This is a genomic window from Paraburkholderia piptadeniae (genome assembly GCF_900007165.1).
GTDB classification, from domain to species: Bacteria; Pseudomonadota; Gammaproteobacteria; order Burkholderiales; family Burkholderiaceae; genus Paraburkholderia; species Paraburkholderia piptadeniae.
Genome location: NZ_CYGY02000095.1, coordinates 1 through 17,353, shown reverse-complemented (window position 1 = coordinate 17,353; position 17,353 = coordinate 1). Strand labels below are relative to the sequence as shown.

At 64.5% G+C, this 17,353-nt stretch carries 15 protein-coding genes; 7 read left to right on the top strand and 8 right to left on the bottom strand.

The window, feature by feature from the left end:
- The first annotated feature begins 513 nt into the window (after positions 1-513).
- Both xseA and sodB read left to right on the top strand, forming a co-directional pair.
- Entirely contained in the window at positions 514-1,893 is a 1,380-nt protein-coding gene (xseA, locus tag BN2476_RS38560) for an exodeoxyribonuclease VII large subunit (protein WP_087739437.1), read from the top strand.
- A gap of 206 nt (positions 1,894-2,099) precedes the next feature.
- Positions 2,100-2,678: a superoxide dismutase [Fe] gene (sodB, locus tag BN2476_RS38555; protein WP_087739436.1), complete on the top strand. Its 579-nt coding sequence runs from the start codon at positions 2,100-2,102 to the stop codon at positions 2,676-2,678.
- Between the two features lie 153 nt (positions 2,679-2,831).
- Here the strand turns inward: sodB and BN2476_RS38550 are convergent, their stop codons facing one another.
- The gene (locus BN2476_RS38550; RefSeq protein WP_087739435.1) at positions 2,832-4,154 is read right to left on the bottom strand and encodes an NYN domain-containing protein; all 1,323 of its coding nucleotides are present in this window, start codon (positions 4,152-4,154) and stop codon (positions 2,832-2,834) included.
- A gap of 91 nt (positions 4,155-4,245) precedes the next feature.
- Positions 4,246-4,845: an isochorismatase family protein gene (locus tag BN2476_RS38545; protein ID WP_087739434.1), complete on the bottom strand. Its 600-nt coding sequence runs from the start codon at positions 4,843-4,845 to the stop codon at positions 4,246-4,248.
- A gap of 48 nt (positions 4,846-4,893) precedes the next feature.
- Between BN2476_RS38545 and BN2476_RS38540 the strand changes: the two genes are divergently transcribed.
- Positions 4,894-5,505, top strand: a complete 612-nt coding sequence (locus BN2476_RS38540; protein WP_087739433.1) for a TetR/AcrR family transcriptional regulator — start codon at positions 4,894-4,896, stop codon at positions 5,503-5,505.
- Between the two features lie 19 nt (positions 5,506-5,524).
- On the opposite strand, the gene clpP is transcribed toward BN2476_RS38540, so the two are convergent.
- Positions 5,525-6,178 carry an ATP-dependent Clp endopeptidase proteolytic subunit ClpP gene (clpP, locus tag BN2476_RS38535; protein WP_087739432.1) on the bottom strand — a complete coding sequence of 218 codons (654 nt, stop codon included), beginning with the start codon at positions 6,176-6,178 and terminating at the stop codon, positions 5,525-5,527.
- A 190-nt stretch (positions 6,179-6,368) separates the two neighbouring features.
- On the opposite strand from clpP, the gene BN2476_RS38530 reads away from it, so the two are divergent.
- Complete coding sequence (locus BN2476_RS38530; RefSeq protein WP_087739431.1) at positions 6,369-7,328, top strand: sigma-70 family RNA polymerase sigma factor; 960 nt, start codon at positions 6,369-6,371, stop codon at positions 7,326-7,328.
- Here the strand turns inward: BN2476_RS38530 and BN2476_RS38525 are convergent.
- The 3 genes from BN2476_RS38525 to BN2476_RS38510 form a co-directional block, all read right to left on the bottom strand.
- Complete coding sequence (locus BN2476_RS38525) at positions 7,284-8,555, bottom strand: EAL domain-containing protein (RefSeq protein WP_087739457.1); 1,272 nt, start codon at positions 8,553-8,555, stop codon at positions 7,284-7,286. The genes BN2476_RS38530 and BN2476_RS38525 overlap by 45 nt on opposite strands.
- A 350-nt stretch (positions 8,556-8,905) precedes the next feature.
- A complete protein-coding gene (gene mdtD, locus BN2476_RS38515; protein WP_087739429.1) occupies positions 8,906-10,372 on the bottom strand; it encodes a multidrug transporter subunit MdtD in 1,467 nt (488 codons plus the stop codon).
- 151 nt (positions 10,373-10,523) lie between these two features.
- Complete coding sequence (locus BN2476_RS38510; protein ID WP_087739428.1) at positions 10,524-11,936, bottom strand: aminotransferase-like domain-containing protein; 1,413 nt, start codon at positions 11,934-11,936, stop codon at positions 10,524-10,526.
- Between the two features lie 185 nt (positions 11,937-12,121).
- On the opposite strand from BN2476_RS38510, the gene BN2476_RS38505 reads away from it, so the two are divergent.
- The gene (locus BN2476_RS38505) at positions 12,122-12,442 is read left to right on the top strand and encodes a DUF2917 domain-containing protein (RefSeq protein ID WP_087739427.1); all 321 of its coding nucleotides are present in this window, start codon (positions 12,122-12,124) and stop codon (positions 12,440-12,442) included.
- A gap of 37 nt (positions 12,443-12,479) precedes the next feature.
- Here BN2476_RS38505 and BN2476_RS38500 read toward each other — a convergent pair whose 3' ends face one another.
- On the bottom strand, positions 12,480-13,727 hold the full coding sequence (locus tag BN2476_RS38500; RefSeq protein WP_087739426.1) for a citrate/2-methylcitrate synthase: 1,248 nt from the start codon (positions 13,725-13,727) through the stop codon (positions 12,480-12,482).
- Positions 13,728-13,851: 124 nt separating this feature from the next.
- Here BN2476_RS38500 and BN2476_RS38495 point away from each other — a divergent pair, with 124 nt between their 5' ends.
- Positions 13,852-15,246 carry a CoA transferase gene (locus BN2476_RS38495; RefSeq protein WP_087739425.1) on the top strand — a complete coding sequence of 465 codons (1,395 nt, stop codon included), beginning with the start codon at positions 13,852-13,854 and terminating at the stop codon, positions 15,244-15,246.
- Between the two features lie 30 nt (positions 15,247-15,276).
- Here the strand turns inward: BN2476_RS38495 and BN2476_RS38490 are convergent, their stop codons facing one another.
- Positions 15,277-16,023 (bottom strand): GntR family transcriptional regulator, encoded by a 747-nt coding sequence (locus BN2476_RS38490; RefSeq protein ID WP_087739424.1) that lies wholly within the window; start codon positions 16,021-16,023, stop codon positions 15,277-15,279.
- A gap of 177 nt (positions 16,024-16,200) precedes the next feature.
- Between BN2476_RS38490 and BN2476_RS38485 the strand changes: the two genes are divergently transcribed.
- The gene (locus tag BN2476_RS38485; protein WP_087739423.1) at positions 16,201-17,046 is read left to right on the top strand and encodes an aldo/keto reductase; all 846 of its coding nucleotides are present in this window, start codon (positions 16,201-16,203) and stop codon (positions 17,044-17,046) included.
- Positions 17,047-17,353: the final 307 nt, after the last annotated feature.

Sequence of the window (17,353 nt, the reverse complement as noted above, 5' to 3'; positions counted from 1 at the left end):
ACGACAAAAGTGGCAACAGCAATGTGGCAACAGCGAAGCGGCAACGGCGTATCAGCCACCGGACGACGCAAGCACCAGAAAAGAAAAGCACGGGACGAACCACCCCGACAGGGCGCACATCATGTCGACCAGATTCCGCCGGAACCCGGCACTCTAGCGCGCGAGCGGCGTCGGCCGCAAGTCGGGACGGCCTTCGCGCGCCGGACAGGCACCGCTCATGCTCAATCCATAACCTGTGGATAACTTTGTGGAGAACGTGCCTTGCAAACTGTTGGGAAGGCCGTCGCGCAAGCCTCGGATCGGCGAACGAGAACCCTTGTCAACTAAAAAATGGTTAAAAATCATGAGGTTGGATGGTATTAAGTGGGCATCTGAGCACTTTCACGCCGCCAAACCAAGGCCCTCCCGACATGTGGACACTTTTAACAATCCGGCTAAAGGGACTTACGAGGTGCTGGACCTGACTGGCCGATCGGTCTATCGTCTGTCCGGCCTGTTCACACGATTCCTCGCATGAATTCCGAAAGTCCTTTCTCGTCTGTCGCCGGAGCGGGCGGCGATGCTGTCGTTCCCGTCTCGGTGCTCAACCGTGCAATCGGGACGATGCTCGAACGCACGTTTCCCCTCGTCTGGGTATCCGGCGAAGTGTCGAACTTCACGCGTGCCGCCAGCGGACACTGGTACTTCTCGATCAAGGACGCGCAGGCGCAGATGCGCTGCGTGATGTTCCGCGGCCGCGCGCAGTACGCCGAGTTCACGCCGCGCGAAGGCGACAAGATCGAAGTGCGCGCGCTCGTCACGATGTATGAGCCGCGCGGCGAGCTTCAACTGAATGTCGAAGCCGTGCGCCGTACGGGCCAGGGGCGGCTGTACGAAGCGTTTCTGCGTCTGAAGGCGCAACTCGAAGCCGAAGGCCTGTTCGACGCGCAACGCAAGCGCGCGTTGCCCGCGCATCCGCGCTCGATTGGCATCGTCACGTCGCTGCAGGCGGCCGCGTTGCGCGACGTGCTGACGACGCTCGCACGCCGCGCCCCGCATATTCCCGTGATCGTCTATCCGGCGCCCGTGCAGGGCACGGGCGTGGGCGCGAAGCTGGCCACGATGGTCGAGACGGCGAGCCGGCGGCGCGAAGTGGATGTGCTGATCGTCTGTCGAGGCGGCGGCTCGATCGAGGACCTGTGGGCCTTCAACGAAGAAGTGCTCGCGCGTGCGATTGCGGCGAGCGAGGTGCCTGTCGTGAGCGGCGTCGGTCACGAAACCGACTTCACGATCGCCGACTTCGCCGCTGACGTTCGCGCGCCGACACCGACGGGCGCCGCCGAACTCGTCAGTCCGCAGCGCGTGCTGTTGCTGCGCGATCTCGATCATCGGCATGCATCGCTTGCGCGTGGCTTCGGCCGCATGATGGAGCGCCGCGCGCAACAGCTCGACTGGCTCGCTCGCCGTCTCGTGTCGCCCGCTGAAAGGCTCGCGCGGCAACGCACGCATCTTCAGCAACTGTGTCTGCGGCTTGCGTCGGCGGGCGCGCGGCCTGTGCGCGATGCGCGCGCGCATTTCTCACTCGTGCAAATGCGCTGGCAGCGCTGGCGTCCCGATCTCTCGCAGCATCGAGCAACCGTGAACGGGCTTGACGAACGCCTCGAGCGCGCATTGTTGCGTCAGCATGAAAGACACGTTGCCCGAGTGGAAACACTTGCTGCGCGGCTCGAAGTATTGAGTCCGCGGCGCACGCTCGAGCGCGGTTACGCGGCGCTGCTCGATGCGCAAAGCGGACGCGCGGTGCGTGCACCATCGGCATTGAAGCCCGGCCGGCGCATGACGCTTCATCTCGCGGAAGGCTCTGCGGACATCGCGCTTTCGGATGTGCAGCCGCGTCTTACGGATGGCTTTTGATGTGCCTTGAGCACAGTACTTTTGACCTTCGTATGACGTGTGAAAACGTGCGGCGCGAGCATTAATTACGCTGGCCGCGCAGCGCGTTTTCGCAATGAATGCCATAAAGGGCTTGTGTTTGCGGGGTTATTCCAAGTCGCCTACAATCGAGTGCTCTACAGCGTTATCCGCAGACTCCCCATAAACAGATACAAAGGAATAGCACCATGGAACATACGCTCCCGCCGCTGCCTTTCGCAAAGAACGCGCTCGCTCCGCACATGTCGGAAGAGACGCTCGAATTTCACTATGGCAAGCATCACCAGACCTATGTGACGAACCTGAACAATCTGATCAAGGGCACCGAGTTCGAGAAGCTGTCGCTGGAAGAGATCGTCAAGAAGTCGTCGGGCGGTGTCTTCAACAACTCCGCACAAGTGTGGAACCACACGTTCTTCTGGAACAGCCTGTCGCCGCAAGGCGGTGGCGCGCCGAAGGGCAAGCTGGCGGACGCAATCAACGCGAAGTGGGGCTCCTTCGACAAGTTCAAGGAAGAATTCACGAAGACGGCAGTCGGCACATTCGGCTCGGGCTGGGCCTGGCTGGTGAAGAAGGCTGACGGAACGCTCGACCTGGTGTCGACCAGCAATGCCGCCACGCCGCTGACCACCGACGCGAAGCCGCTGCTGACGATCGACGTGTGGGAACACGCGTACTACATCGACTATCGCAACGCACGTCCGAAGTTCGTCGAAGCGTACTGGAACATCGTGAACTGGGATTTCGCTGAAAAGAACTTTGCGTAAGCTCTGCTGCTTTTGCTTAACCTGAAGTTCAGGATTCGCACGGAAAAAAGCCCTCGTTCGAGGGCTTTTTTGTTTCTGATGCACCAAACGTGCGGCGCATTTAATTAGCCATCCGAATCAGATGCGGACCGCGAGCGATGACAACAACACCGCTCAACTGGCATCGCTGGTCGGCTCGGTTTTGCGCGGACGGCGGCTTCGCGTCGTCGATTTGCGGGGCGTCTTTTTGGCGGCGGGCGCCTCGGATGCATGATGTTCAGCGCCGGGCGTCGAGGCTTGTGGCTCTCTTGTTGCAACGTGTTCGGCAACGGGTGGCGCATCGGCGGGAAGGGCTGAGCCGTCATCCGTATCGACGGCTTCTGTTCGCTCAGTCTTCGCCTTGCTCGCTTTCTTGGCCTTCTTTGCCGCAGGCTTGCGTGTACCCCGGCCCTTGCGCCGTGCGCCGTTCCTTTCGCTGTCCGCGTGTTCGTGCTGCGTCATGGATGCCTGCCCGATTTCCGCGACGTCTTCGCCAGGCACGTTATCCGTTTCGGGCGTTTCAACCGCGTCATCCGTTTCAGCCATTGCAGCGGTTGTGGGCATCGCGGTCCATTCGTCACCCGTGTCGCGCGAACTCGCGATGTCGCCCGTGCTCACGACGGCGCCCGCGCTGCGATACACGAACGTGCCCGACTTCTCGTCTCGGCCCACTTCCAGCAGCCCGCGCGATTGCGCTTCTTCGAGCAGATTGCCGAATGCGCGAAAGCCATAGTACGTCTCGTTGAAACCGGGCTTGCGGCGCTTGATCGCATCCTTCAGCACCGACGCCCAGATCTTCCCGCTATCGCCGCGCTCCGATGCGAGCGCATCGAAAGTCTGCACGGCGAACTCGATGGCCTTCGTCTTGCGCGCTTCCAGATCTTCCTTGCGCTTCTCGCCCTCGGACGCGCGCTTCATCGCCTGTTGTGCGGCCTGTTGCGCGGCCTTCGCGCTCTCGCGCTTCGCGGTGGCGCGCTGGCTCTCGCGCACCAGATCGTCGTAGAAGATGAACTCGTCGCAATTGGCGGTGAGCAGATCCGACGTCGAGCGCTGAACGCCGACGCCGATCACCTGCTTCGCGTTCTCGCGCAGCTTCGACACGAGCGGCGAGAAATCCGAGTCGCCGCTGATGATGACAAACGTGTTGACGTGCGACTTCGTATAGCAGAGGTCGAGCGCATCGACGACAAGCCGGATATCCGCCGAGTTCTTGCCGGACTGCCGCACGTGCGGAATTTCGATCAGCTCGAAGTTCGCTTCGTGCATCGCGGCCTTGAAGCCCTTGTAGCGGTCCCAGTCGCAGTACGCCTTCTTCACGACGATGCTGCCCTTCAGCAGCAGCCGTTCGAGAACCAGCTTGATGTCGAATTTCTCGTATTTCGCGTCGCGCACGCCGAGCGCGACGTTTTCGAAATCGCAGAACAGCGCCATGCTGACGGTATCCTGGGATGACGCCATGTATCTCTCCAATGAAGTGCAGGCACGATCGTCTCACACAACGCGGCGTCGATCGAGCACTTGCACGATGACGGGCCTGCGCACAATGCGTTCAGGCGCCGCCGAACGTGCCCGTCTCTGCGACCGCGTCAATGAATTCCTCTGTCGAGCGCACGAAGCCCATGCGCGGAAAGATATGCTCGACGGGAAAGCGATGCACGTCGCCCGAGAAGCTCGACATCGCGTCTTCGATGAAGACCAGCTCGTAGCCGCGATCGAAGGCCGCGCGCGCGGTCGATTCGACGCCGAAGTTCGTCGCAATGCCTGTCAGCACAATCGTGCGAATGCCACGGCGACGCAATTGCTGTTCCAGATCGGTGCCATAGAACGCGCCCCATTGGCGCTTCGTCACGATCACGTCGCCAGATTGCACGTTGCATTCGGGCACAAGCTCCGACGCTTGCGGCGGCGGCGCGGGCGCGTCGCGCGGACGCAGCGGCGCGTCGGCGGGCAGCGACAGCAGTTGCGGGATATCGACGCGCACGAACACGACGGTGCCGCCCGCCGCGCGCAATGCATCGGCGGCGCGCAGGGAACGCGTGACCACGTCGGCGGCCGAGTGCGGCTCCAGTTGCCGTCCGACGTTGCTGTGCTGCAGGTCGATTAGCACGATCGCCGTGCTGCGTGGGTCGATGGAAAGCGCTTGCGCCATGTGTCACCTATATGTGAGGATGTGCTCATATCATGATACGACAGATATATGAGTCTGGCCTCAGATAATCCGAAAGTGCGGCGCGTGCCGCAGCAGGAGCGCGCCGCGAGGCGCGTCGATGCGCTGCTCGACGCGGCGGGTGAAGTGATCGCGGAACGCGGCTTCGAGGCCGCGACGATGACGGCCATCGCCGAGCGTGCGGGCACGTCGATCGGCGCGGTCTATCAGTACTTCCCGAACAAGCACGCGCTCGTTCTTGCGCTGCGCACGCGCTACGGCAACGAAATGGATGCGCAATGGAGCGCGCTCGGCGAAGCGGCTCAGGAATGGAGCGTCGATGAACTCGTCGAGCGGCTGTTCGCGCTGATGGTCGAGTTCATGGCGGCGCGGCCCGCCTATCTGCCGCTGCTGTCGGTGTCGCTGAATTTCCGGCGCGATGCCGCCGCGCGTAACCGCTTGCGCGGCAAGTTCGCCGAACTGTTTCAACGCTACAGTTCGGCGCTCCCGGACGACGACGCATTTTGCGTCGCCGAAGTCACATTGCAGGTCGTGAAGAGCCTGAGCCCCCTGTACGCGGCCGCGAAGCCTAAAGAGCGCAAGCCGCTCGTCGACGAATACAAGACGGTCGTTTCATCATACCTGGCCGCGCGGCTGCGCTAGGGATCGTCACATCGACGCGTCACATCGCGCGATGCGCGGCGTCGATCACGCTCGCTTCACGCGTCGCGAGCACGTCGTCGATCAGGCCATACGTCTTCGCCGCATCCGCCGACATGAAATTGTCACGGTCGGTGTCCTTCTCGATCTGCGCGACGCTCTGGCCCGTGCGCTGCGCGAGCACGGCGTTCAGGCGCTCGCGCAAGTACAGCACTTCCTTCGCCTGGATCTCGATGTCCGACGCGGTGCCCTGGCCGCCGCCCGAAGGCTGATGAATCATGATGCGCGCATTGGGCAGCGCAAAGCGCTTGCCGGGCGCGCCCGCCGCAAGCAGGAACGTGCCCATGCTTGCCGCGAAGCCGGTGCATAGCGTTGAGACATCGGGCTTGATGAACTGCATCGTGTCGAAGATCGCGAGGCCGTCATAGACCGAGCCGCCCGGCGAGTTGATGTAAAAAGAAATATCCTTGTCAGGATTCTCCGATTCGAGGAACAGCAGCTGCGCGACGATCAGGCTCGCCGACTGTTCGTTGACCGGGCCGACCAGAAATACGATCCGCTCGCGCAACAGGCGGGAATAGATGTCGTAGGCGCGCTCGCCGCGGCTCGACTGCTCGATGACGGTCGGCACGAGATTGAATCCGGAGTAAGTCGGTGAAGTGAAATGACGGTGCATGCGTTCCTCGCTGATTGGCTCGTGTATGCGAAAAGACCGCGCAGTTGTGCGGCTCCCATCGCAAGACGCGAAAGCGCGGGGGCGCGTGACAGAAGCATTTTCGCGCTCGCGTGTCACATCGCAGGCGGTTTGTCCGTCTAGCTGATGGAAATTGATGCGAACTGACGGGAACGCAAGAGGAGTGGCATGCATGGACCAGACAGCACAAGACAAGCCGGCGCAGTTCGAAGCGGTGCGCGCGAAGCTCTTCGCGCTCGCGTACCGGATGCTCGGTAGCCGCGCCGAAGCGGAAGACATCGTGCAGGACGCCTGGCTCAAGTGGCACGCCGCCGACGCCAGCGAACTGCGCTCTTCCGCTGCATGGCTCACGACGGTGACGACGCGCCTCGCGATCGATCGCCTGCGTCATCTGCAGACGGAGCGCGCGACGCATTCGGGCGGCTGGCTGCCGGACCCGTGGCTCGATGGGCTTGCGCCGTCGGCGGAAGATCTCGCGTTGCGGGCCGTGCAGATGTCGTACGGCGTGATGCTGCTGCTCGAGCGCCTGAAGCCCGAGGAGCGCGCCGCGTTCGTGCTGCATGAGGCCTTCGATTGCGACTATGCGGAGATCGCGAAGATTCTCGCGAAGACGCCTGCCCATTGCCGGCAGATCGTGCATCGCGCGAAAACGCGCTTGCGGCGCGAGGGCGTCCCGGCGAAGCACGCCGATCCCGCCGCGCATGCGCGGATCGTCGAGCGCTTGCGGGCGGCGATAGAAGCGCAGGACCGCGTAGCGCTCGTGCGGCTCTTCTGCGACGTGCCGAGCGTGGTCAGCGATGCGCCCGAACTGGTCGATGCCGTCGCGTCGGCGGAGCAAGTGGCGGCCACGCTCGCGATGCGCGGCAACGGCGATCAGATGGAGACGGTGTCGATGAACGGTGCGAGCGCGGTGGCGCTGATGCGCGACGGCGAGATCGACACGTTGCTCGATATTTCGATCGGCGAGGACGAGCGCATCGTGGCGTTGCGCATCGTGACGGGCGCGCTGCGGCTCGCGCCCGCTGCGCGCGTGTTCGGACGCGCGGCGATATTGCGGCTCTTGCAACCGATCAGCAGCCAGGCCGCGTCAGTTACGATGCGCGGCCACTTCCCAGTTGATATCCACGCATAGCACCTGCATGCCGCGCGCGGTCTCCGCCGCGATCGACGCCGTCACGCACAGGTGCGCCTCGTTGATCGACAGATAAGGCGGCGTCAGATGCACCTGACCCGGTGCTCGCACGGCTTCGATGAAATACGGACGGCGTTCCCAACTCGCGCCTTCGGAGTGCATGAGCGGCCGGAACCGCTTCGCGCGTTGCGATGAGCGGCCCGGCGGCAAGACATTGTCGCCGATCTGGCGGCCCGAGCCGTCGAGCAGGAAGCAGCGCGCCGTCTCGCGCAACGCGAGCAGCGGCGCCGTCGCATCGGCCATCGTTTCGCCTTCGACGAGTTGCGTGCTCGCCGCTTCCAGTGCAGTGACGAACGGTGCGAGCCGCTCGGCCTGCGTGCGCTCGCGCTCGGCCACGCGCTGGCGCAGCGCCGCCGACAGCTCGTCCATGAGCTTCACCGTCGCCTGGCGCGCGAAGGGCTCGACGCTCGGCGCCGCGAAGAACGTGCCCTGCACGAAATCGACGTTGCATTCGAGTGCGATCAGCGCATCGCGCTCGGTGGAGAGGCCGCCCATCAGCACCAGTTGTCCCGACTCATGCAGCATCGACACGATGCCGGGCAGCACGCGCTCGATATGCGAATGCTCGGTGGCCTGCGCGAGGATGCAGCGGTCGAGCGTGACGATATCGGGTCGCAGATTCCACACACGGTCGATGTTCGAATGCTTCGCGCCGAAGCCGTCGAGCGCGATCAGAAAACCGGATTTGCGCAGCGCGTCGCTGATTTCGGCGAAGCGGGTCGTCTCGCCACCCGAATGCTCGGAGACTTCGAGTACCACGCGCTGCGGCGGCAGGCCGAGCGCCTTCAGGCCCGCGAGCAGCGCGTCGCCGTAGCTCGTGTCCATCAGCGCGGCGGGATGCAGGCTCAGGAAAAGCCATTCGTCGTGGCTGTCGAATGCATTGAAGTTGCCCAGATGCAGCGATTCCGCGAGACGCCCGAGCTCGAGCAGATCGCCACGGCGTGCTGCCTGCGTGAACACTTCCGCCGACGGCACCTGCTTGCCGTTTTCATCGTGTGCGCGCAGCGACGCGTGATAGCCGATCGCACGGCGATGCGAAACCGAAAAAACAGGCTGAAACACGCTGAAAACAGTGTAGCCGCCATACCGGACGGTGCGGCGCGAGCCTTCGTCGCCCGCCACGGGGCGCATCTGGAAGCCGGGAGGATCGAGTTCGATCATGCTCATCGTGTCGGTCATCGGTAGAGAAGCGAGGCTAGCCGCGCGTGTTGCGCGAACAGTCCGAGTTTACAGGATAGGTGAGCAAGAAACATGCGCAGAACGAAATGCCGCGGCCATTTGCGGCTGGATCGCGGTGATCGCGCTCGTGCGTCGCGCGTTCCTGCGGGGCGTGCGTGGGTTCGTGCTTTGGGTCTTGCTTCGGGTGTTGCTTCGCGTTGCTTCGATTGTGCGCCGGGAACGCGCCCACTGTCATGCGCGCGGCGCGCAAAGCGCACATCGATGGTGCGGCACGCGCCCCGTAAAGGTTCCGATGGTTGCGCCGAATCATGCGCGTCCCGTTCGGGACCGGGCCGCAATCACGTGCGTTCCTGCGGATCGGCGCGCTTCGCGGGCTGCCGGATGTCGGCCGACAACTGCGCGAAGATCCACGACGTCGCGGCCGTGATCAGGCCGACGCACAGGAACGTCGCGTGAAAGGCGGGCAGCGAGTTCGCGGCCGTCACGCGCGGGATGAGGCCCGTGAACGTCGTGAGCAGCGCGCCCGCGACGGTGACGCCGAGACTCATCGCGAGCATCTGCACGAGCGAGAAGAGACTGTTGCCGCTGCTCGCGCCGCCCGTGCCGAGGTCTTTCAGTGTCAGCGTGTTCATCGCGGTGAACTGCATCGAGTTGACGCCACCGAAGAGTGCGAGCTGCACGAGGCGCAGCCACAGCGGCTGATGCACGCTCGTCAGCGAGAAGCTCGCCATCGCGAGGCCGACGAGCACAGTGTTCGACACGAGCACGCGCCGGTAGCCGTACTTCATGATGAGGTTCGTGACGAGGCGCTTCGACGACATGCCGACGGCAGCGACGGGCAGCATCATCAGGCCCGCTTCGAATGCGCTATAGCCGAGGCTCACCTGCAACAGCAGCGGAATCAGATACGGCATTGCGCCGCTGCCGATCCGCGCGAACAGATTGCCGAGCAGGCCGACGCTGAACGTATGGATCTTGAAGAGATCGAGGGAGAAGATCGGGTTCGCTGCACGCACCGCATGCAATCCGTAGGCGACGAAACAGCCGAGCGAAAGAATCAGTAGCATCAGCACCGTTGCATGCTGAATGGAAAACTCGGTGCGCCCGTCGAGCGCCATCGAGATCGACACCATGCCGACGATCAGCAGCACATAGCCTTTGATGTCGAACGGCGCGGTGTCGGGATTGCGGCTGTCGGGCATGAAGATGAACGTCGCGATCACGCCCGCGATGCCGACAGGTATGTTGATCAGAAAGATCCAGTGCCACGAAGCGATCTTGACGAGCCAGCCGCCGAGTGTCGGTCCGATCAGCGGGCCGATCAGGCCCGGAATCGCGACGAACGACAGCGCGGGCAGATAGCGTTCGGCGGGGAACACGCGCAGCACGGCGAGGCGTCCGACAGGCAGCAGCATCGCGCCGCCGACGCCTTGCAGCACGCGATAGATCACCAGTTGCGTGAGCGTATGCGCGTTCGCGCACAGCAGCGAGCCGACGGTGAAGATCAGGATCGCGCTCATGAACACGCGCCGCGTGCCGAGCTTGTCCGCGAGCCAGCCGGAGACGGGAATCATCAAGGCCATCGTCAGCGAATACGCGATCACGACTGATTGCATGCGCAACGGCAGCTCGCCGAGACTCGTCGCCATCGCGGGCAACGCGGTGTTGACGATCGTCGAATCGAGCGTTTGCATGAAGAAGCCCGTCGCGACGATCCACAACATCACCGACAGCGAGCGGGCAGTGGGCGCGGTCTGAGCAGTGCGATGGGCTGCGGATGATCTCGATTCGGTCGACTCGGACATGAACGCTAGGAAGGACGGCTGGGCGGGGGCAGCCCACATTCTAAGGAAAAAGCGCAGTGCCCGTATGACGGGGCCGCACGAGCAGAACGCGCGCAGGCGGTGAGCAAAAGGCACGCGGGCAGAGGAAGCAAGCCGCGCGCCTCGCCGTTCGTCATGGCTTCAGTTGCGCCGCTGCCTCGAAGAATGCCCGCGCGCGCGGATCGTTCGCGAACGCGGCGTTGATGCGTATCCACGGGCTCGTTTCCGCGTTCGGGCGGAAGTAGCTGCCGGGCGCGACCGTCACGCCGAGCGGCGTGCCGCAGTCCACCAGCCGCTGCGCATCGTCGACGTGCGGCACGCGCGCCCACACGAACTTGCCGCCCAGCGGATTTTCGAACACCTGCCAGCCGCTCATCTCCAGCGTCTGCACCGTCGCACCGAGCGCATCGCGCATGCGCCGGCGCAATCTTTCCAGATGCTTGCGATACATCCCGCGTTCGAGCAACGCGACAGTCACCGCTTCCGCGAAACGCGATCCGCCGATGCTCGTCAGCATCTTGATGTCGGCGAGATCCTTGATGGTTGCATGGTCCGCGATCACATAGCCAATGCGCAGCGACGACGACAGCGTCTTCGACAGGCCGCCGATGTAGATCACGTGTTCGAGCTGATCGAGTGTTGCGAGGCGATCGGTCGGCTCCGCCTGGAAGTCCGCGTAGATGTCGTCTTCGAGAATCTTGAAGCCGTGCTCGCGCGCCAGTTGCAGCAGACGGAACGCGACGGGCGGAGCGATCGTCGTGCCCGTTGGGTTGTGAAACACCGAGTTGATGAAGAAGAGCTTCGGCCGATGCTTCTCCAACTGTGCCTGCAATACATCGAGATCGGGACCTGTGCGCGTGCGGGGAATGCCGACGAGATTCACGCCATGCAGCTTCAGCAGGCCGTTGAAATTGTAGTAGCCGGGGTCTTCGACAAGGATCGTGTCGCCGGGCTTCAGCATGTAGCGCATCAGCAGATCCATCGCCTGGCTCGCGCCGAACGTGATGAGGATCTGCGACGCGTCCGCTTCGATGCCGAGCTGCGCGACGCGCCCCTGCAGATGCTCGCGCAGCGCCGCGTTGCCGAGCGGCGTCGCGTAATCGATCATGCTCGCACCGTCGGTGCGCGACACGTAGCGGATCGCCTGCGCGAGGCTGTCCATGTCGCGCCACGCTTCGGGGATGAAGCCGCTGCCGAGCTTCAGCGATTCGCCGGGATGATTGAACTGCTGAAGAATGTGCACCGATTCTTCCTCGGCACGGCGCGGATCGGATGCGCCCTGGCATGCCATCGACGCGCGATGCCGCTCCGCCACGTAAAAACCCGAGCCGGGACGCGAATCCAGATAGCCGAGCGACACGAGCCGGTCATACGCCTCAATCACGGGAAAGCGGCTGATGTCGTTAGCGGCGGCGAACTGGCGGATCGACGGCAGCCGCGCGCCCGGATGCGCGGTGCGCGAGCGTATCCATTCCTGCACGCCGCTCACGATCTGCTCGGTGAGCGGCACGCCGTTGTCGCGGTTCAGTTCGATGTCGAGCTTCATGGCGTGTATTCCTTCGCGCTTCGTCCTTCGTCTGTGACGTGCATGTGTCACGGTCGAAGCGCCGACAACTGTCAGGTTTTCTGGCTGTACAGTTCTTTGGAAACTGTTCAGCACTGTGCATGTGTTAGCCATCATCGCACGCCAATAATGGATGCAAGCGAAAAAGCTTTTCAAGGAGCACTGCGATGCGTGAAATCCGTACTTTCGAACTTGAACACGGCGAGCCGGCGAGCGCCTGGCGGGTCGCGCAGCCGCTCGCGGTGAACGTGCTGGCCGGCGAACTGTGGCTGACGGTCGAAGGCGATGCAGAGGACTATTGGTTCGCGCCGGGCGAGTCGTTCGAACTGAAGCGCGGCGCCGTCGCGTGGCTGAGCGCGGGAAGCGAAGGCGCGCGGCTGTCGCTGACGGTTGCAGGCGGCGGGCGCGAGATGGGCGACACGCTGCGCGTTCAGCGGCAGCGCGCGGCGCGCTGGACGTGGATGCCGCGCTGGCTGCTTGCGGCCTGACGCGCGGTTTCAGATAGCGACGTGGCCCAATCCGCCGTCAGGCCGCTTCATACGCACCGATGTATCTTGCGCGCGGACGGATCAGGCGGCCGTCGCTGGTCTGCTCGATCGCATGCGCGATCCAGCCCGTCACGCGGCCCACTGCGAACAGCGTGAAGGCCGCGCCGGCAGGCAGGCCGAGCACCCGCTCGACGGCCGCGAGCGCGTAATCGACGGTCGGCTCGGCGCCCGTCGTGTCGCGCACGGCGCGCGCAAGCCTTTGCACTTCGGCCAGCGACGAGCGCGCCAGCGCGCATTGTCCGAGCAGATCGAGTAGCAGACGCGCACGCGGATCGCCGTCCGGATACAGCGGATGACCGAAGCCCGATAGCGCCGGACCAGCCGCCCCATGCTCCGAATGCGCGAGCCGCGTCGCGAGATAGCGGTCGAGATCGGCGGCTCGCGCGGCTTCGTCGAACAACGCGGCGATGCGTGCCGTTTCCCCGCCGTGCCGAGGCCCAGACAGCGCGGCGAGTCCGCCCGCGACGGCACCAAACAGATGCGTGCCCGTCGACGTGATGCAGCGCACTGTGAACGTCGACGCGTTCAGTTCGTGATCCGCGCAGGCGACGAGCGCCGCGCGCAGCAGGTTGGTCTGCGCGCGATTGCGCACGCCCCACGCGCTCGCGAGCTGCTTGTGAAGCGGATCGTTCGATGGCGCAGCGGAGATCATCGCGCCCGCCAGCAGCCGGATCAGCGCGCACGCATTGTCGAGTTGCGCATCGCGGCCGAGTGCCCAGACGCGCGGCATCTGTGCGGCGGCCGCGGGCAGCAGCACCAGAGCGCGGTCGAGCGGCGCGCTGTCGCTCCACAGCTTCAGCCACGCCGACCATTGCGCGGCCGCGAGCGGCGCGGCGGGCGCGTCGGCGATGCGCCGCGCGCTGCATTCCCACAGCAGCGCCGCCACTTCCTCCAGCGTGGCCATGCGCGCCAGTTCGATCGCGTCGCGGCCCCGGTACAGCAGCTTGCCGTCCGCGATCAGCGTGATCGACGATTCGAGCACGGGCACGCCCCAATCCAATACTTTCTGCGCGACCTTGCCCGCGCGCTTGCCGTCTTCCTTGCGGCGCGCAAGACGCCGCACTTCGTCGGCATCGTAGAGACGCCGCTTGCTGTCCGCATCGGGCGTCGAGCGCAACATGCCCCGGCTGACGTACGCATAGAGCGTCGTGACGCTGATGCCGAGCATCGCGGCGGCTTCGTCGGCGGACAGGTAGCGCGGAGCGGGCGTCGCTTGGGTCCTCATTTGTGTGATATCGGAGCGCGAAAGCCAAAGAAAACAATATATGTTGATTATATGAATCAAGATTGATCATGGCGAGCTGCAATTCTAGACTGAGTCACGCCTTTTTTCCGGATGCGCGCTCATCATGACGCCCCAGCTCGCTCTCGATCATCTGTGGTCCGTTGCCGGTTGCGATCCGGCCTTGCTCGCTTACGCGGCCATCGACGGCAATGACCCGGCGCTGCCTTCCGTGTTCCGCGTCGGGACGCTCGCGAGCGCATCGATTGCCGCGATGGGGCTGGCCGCCGCCGAATGCTTCAGGCTGCGCACGGGCCGCATGCAGCGCGTCGATGTGAGCGTGCGGCGCGCGCTCGTTGCGTTTCGCAGCGAGCGTTATCTACGCGTCAACGATGGCCTGCCGCCCGAGTTGCGCCATCCCGTCACGGGCTTTTACTCGACGCGCGATGGCCGCTGGGTCCAGTTGCACACGAACTTTCGGCATCATCTGCAAGGCGTGCTGAAAGTGCTCGGCTGCGACGGCGACCCGGGCGCAGTGGCCGAAGCGATACGCGGCTGGGAAGGCGCGAAGCTCGATCAGACGCTCGCCGACGCCGGCCTGTGCGCCGCGCTGATCCGCTCGCCGCGCGAGTGGGCGGCGCTCGACCAGGCGAAGGCGATTGCGGATCTGCCGCTCTTCGAAATCGAACGGATCGGCGACGCGCCGCCGGAAGCACCGGGGCGGGACGCAGCGCAGCGGCCGCTGACGGGGACGCGCGTGCTCGATCTGTCGCGGATCATCGCGGGACCCGTGGCAGGGCGCGCGCTCGCGCAGCATGGCGCGGACGTATTGGTGATCAACGGGCCGCATCTGCCGAACATCGCGCCGCTCGTCATCGACAATGGCCGCGGCAAGCGCTCGGCGACGCTCGATCTGCGCGAGTCCGCCGCGCGCGAGCAGTTGCACGCGCTCGCCGCCGACGCCGATGTGTTCCTTCAGGCGTACCGGCCCGGCTCGCTCGCGGCGCGCGGCTTCGCGCCCGAGGCGCTCGCGCGGATCAGGCCAGGCATCGTCTGCGTGTCGATTTCGGCGTATGGGCATGCGGGTCCGTGGGCGACGCGGCGCGGCTTCGACAGCCTCGTGCAGTCGGCGAGCGGCATCGCGTACACGGAAAGCCACGCGGCGGGCGTCGAAGGGCCGAAGCATCTGCCGTGTCAGGCGCTCGATCATGCGACGGGCTATCTGGCGGCTTTCGGCGCGATGGTCGCGCTCGCGCGCCGCGCGCAGGAGGGCGGCAGCTGGCACGTGCGGCTGTCGCTTGCGCAGACGGGGCGCTGGCTGCAATCGATGGGACAGATCGAGGGCGGCTGGCGCGTGCCCGACGTGACCTACGACGACGTGCAGGACTGTCTGCACGAAGTCGACTCGCCGTTCGGCCGCGTGCGTGCGGCGGCGCCTGCCGAGCAGATGTCGGAGACACCCGCGTTTTATGCGCGGCCGCCTGTGCCGATCGGCACCGATGCGGCGCGCTGGGAAGACTGAGCCTTCGCGATCGGCCGGAGCCGACGCGCGCTACTTGCGCAGCTCGGCGACGAAGTCGTAGTAGTCGTTGCGGCAGTAGGTGTCGGTGAGCTCGATCGCGCGCTGGTCTGCCGTGTAGCCGACGCGCGTGATCAGCAGCAGCGCTTCGTTCGGCGCGATGCTCATCTGCTGCGCGATCTCGTCGCTCGCGTTGACCGCGCGGAAGTGCTGCAACGCGCGCACGATCGTCAGCCCACGCTGTTCGAGATACGTGTACAGCGAATCGCCGATGGCCTGCGGATCGGGAATGATCGAAGCGGGGAACGTCGAGTTCTCGACGGCCATCACGATGCCGTCCGCGAGACGCAAGCGGCGCAAGCGCGTGACGGCGGCAGCGGGCGACAGCCCGAGCTGGATCACTTCATCGCGGTTGGCAGGCACGATCTCGCGCGAAAGCCACTGCGAGCTCGGCGTGAAGCCGCGCCGGCGCAGCATTTCGCTGAAGCTCGACAGGCGCGACAGCGGGTCTTCATAGCGCGGCGTGATGAAGCTGCCCGCGCCTTGCGAACGACGGATCAGCCCTTGTTCGACGAGCAGCGCGATCGCCTTGCGCGCGGTGATCCGCGATACGCCGAGCGCTTCCGACAACACGCGCTCCGACGGCAGCGCTTCGCCTGCGTTCCAGCGGTTCTCGTGGATCGCATTGCCGAGCTTGCGGGCGAGCTGAAGATACAGCGGAGTGTCGTTTTCCGGGTCCGGGCGCAGGTCGCGCCAGCGGTCTTCCGAGGCTGGATTCATGAGACGGACGCAAGAAGGGCAAGCGGCAATTCTATGACATTGGCGCGCTGCGTTATAGCGGGGTTTTGCCGGGACGCCGATGCGTTTCGCGATCAGGCGCTACACTCGTTGCGCCAGCCGATGCGTGACATGCAGTGACGCGCGCATCGACATCACATCATCTGCGAGGAATCGAACATGACGAACGACATCGCCAGCGTGACGCTGCCCGACGGCGAGCGCATTCCGAAGCTGGGGCAGGGCACGTGGGAGATGGGCGAGCATCCGTCGCGCCGCAAGGCCGAAATCGAGGCGCTGCGTGGCGGCATCGAACTGGGCATGACGTTGATCGATACGGCTGAAATGTACGGCGAAGGCGCGACGGAATCGCTATTGGGCGAGGCGTTGCACGGTCTGCGCGACGATGTGTTTCTCGTCAGCAAGGTCTATCCGCACAACGCGAGCAAACGCGGCGTGCAGCATGCGTGCGAGCAGTCGTTGAAGCGCCTGAAGACGGATAGCATCGATCTGTATCTGCTGCACTGGCGCGGATCGGTGCCGCTCGAGGAGACGGTCGCCGGCTTCGAAGCGCTGCGTCGCGACGGCAAGATACGTCACTGGGGCGTGAGCAACTTCGACGTCGACGATATGAAAGAGCTCGTCGCCGTTCCACATGGCGACGCGTGCGCGACCAATCAGATTCTCTACAACGTCGCGCGGCGCGGGCCGGAGTTCGATCTGTTCCCCTGGCTCGCGGAACGCAAGATGCCCGCGATGGCGTATAGCCCCGTCGATCACGCGCGGCTGCCGAAGCGCTCGCCACTCGACGATATCGCCGATGCGCACAGCGTTTCTGTGTTTCAGGTCGCGCTTGCGTGGGTGCTGCGGCAGCCTGAGGTATTTGCGATTCCGAAGTCCGGACGCATCGAGCATGTGCGCGACAACGCACGCGCGCTCGAGCTTCGTCTTTCCACCGATGACCTTGCCGCCATCGACGCACACTTTCGTCCGCCGAAAAGCAAGCGGCCACTCGAGATGCTTTGAGCTCGAGATGCGTTGGGTTTGAGTGAGTTGAACTGGGTGATCTGCGGCCGTCGTGAGTTTGATGTTTTGGCTGGCGCACCGCTTAGGCGGTGACGTTCGTTCGGGGAATCGGAACGTCACCGCCAATGCGGGCCGGGAAGCGTCTGCGCGTTGCGTGATTGTTGTTCGGGGGGAACGGCGCGGGGCGTCGTCCGTTGGTTCCTAGTGTCCGCTGCCACCGCCGTGACCGCCGCCTGATCCAGAGCCGCCACCGTAGCCGCCGCCTTTACCGAAACCACCCGCGCCAAAGCCGCCGCCGAAACCGCCG

Bases quoted from the DNA above. Each gene is read 5' to 3' on its own strand.
- xseA (WP_087739437.1), top strand. From the start codon at position 514: ATGAATTCCGAAAGTCCTTTCTCGTCTGTCGCCGGAGCGGGCGGCGAT.
- sodB (WP_087739436.1), top strand. From the start codon at position 2,100: ATGGAACATACGCTCCCGCCGCTGCCTTTCGCAAAGAACGCGCTCGCT.
- BN2476_RS38550 (WP_087739435.1), bottom strand. From the start codon at position 4,154: ATGGCGTCATCCCAGGATACCGTCAGCATGGCGCTGTTCTGCGATTTC.
- BN2476_RS38545 (WP_087739434.1), bottom strand. From the start codon at position 4,845: ATGGCGCAAGCGCTTTCCATCGACCCACGCAGCACGGCGATCGTGCTA.
- BN2476_RS38540 (WP_087739433.1), top strand. From the start codon at position 4,894: ATGAGTCTGGCCTCAGATAATCCGAAAGTGCGGCGCGTGCCGCAGCAG.
- clpP (WP_087739432.1), bottom strand. From the start codon at position 6,178: ATGCACCGTCATTTCACTTCACCGACTTACTCCGGATTCAATCTCGTG.
- BN2476_RS38530 (WP_087739431.1), top strand. From the start codon at position 6,369: ATGGACCAGACAGCACAAGACAAGCCGGCGCAGTTCGAAGCGGTGCGC.
- BN2476_RS38525 (WP_087739457.1), bottom strand. From the start codon at position 8,555: ATGAGCATGATCGAACTCGATCCTCCCGGCTTCCAGATGCGCCCCGTG.
- mdtD (WP_087739429.1), bottom strand. From the start codon at position 10,372: ATGTCCGAGTCGACCGAATCGAGATCATCCGCAGCCCATCGCACTGCT.
- BN2476_RS38510 (WP_087739428.1), bottom strand. From the start codon at position 11,936: ATGAAGCTCGACATCGAACTGAACCGCGACAACGGCGTGCCGCTCACC.
- BN2476_RS38505 (WP_087739427.1), top strand. From the start codon at position 12,122: ATGCGTGAAATCCGTACTTTCGAACTTGAACACGGCGAGCCGGCGAGC.
- BN2476_RS38500 (WP_087739426.1), bottom strand. From the start codon at position 13,727: ATGAGGACCCAAGCGACGCCCGCTCCGCGCTACCTGTCCGCCGACGAA.
- BN2476_RS38495 (WP_087739425.1), top strand. From the start codon at position 13,852: ATGACGCCCCAGCTCGCTCTCGATCATCTGTGGTCCGTTGCCGGTTGC.
- BN2476_RS38490 (WP_087739424.1), bottom strand. From the start codon at position 16,023: ATGAATCCAGCCTCGGAAGACCGCTGGCGCGACCTGCGCCCGGACCCG.
- BN2476_RS38485 (WP_087739423.1), top strand. From the start codon at position 16,201: ATGACGAACGACATCGCCAGCGTGACGCTGCCCGACGGCGAGCGCATT.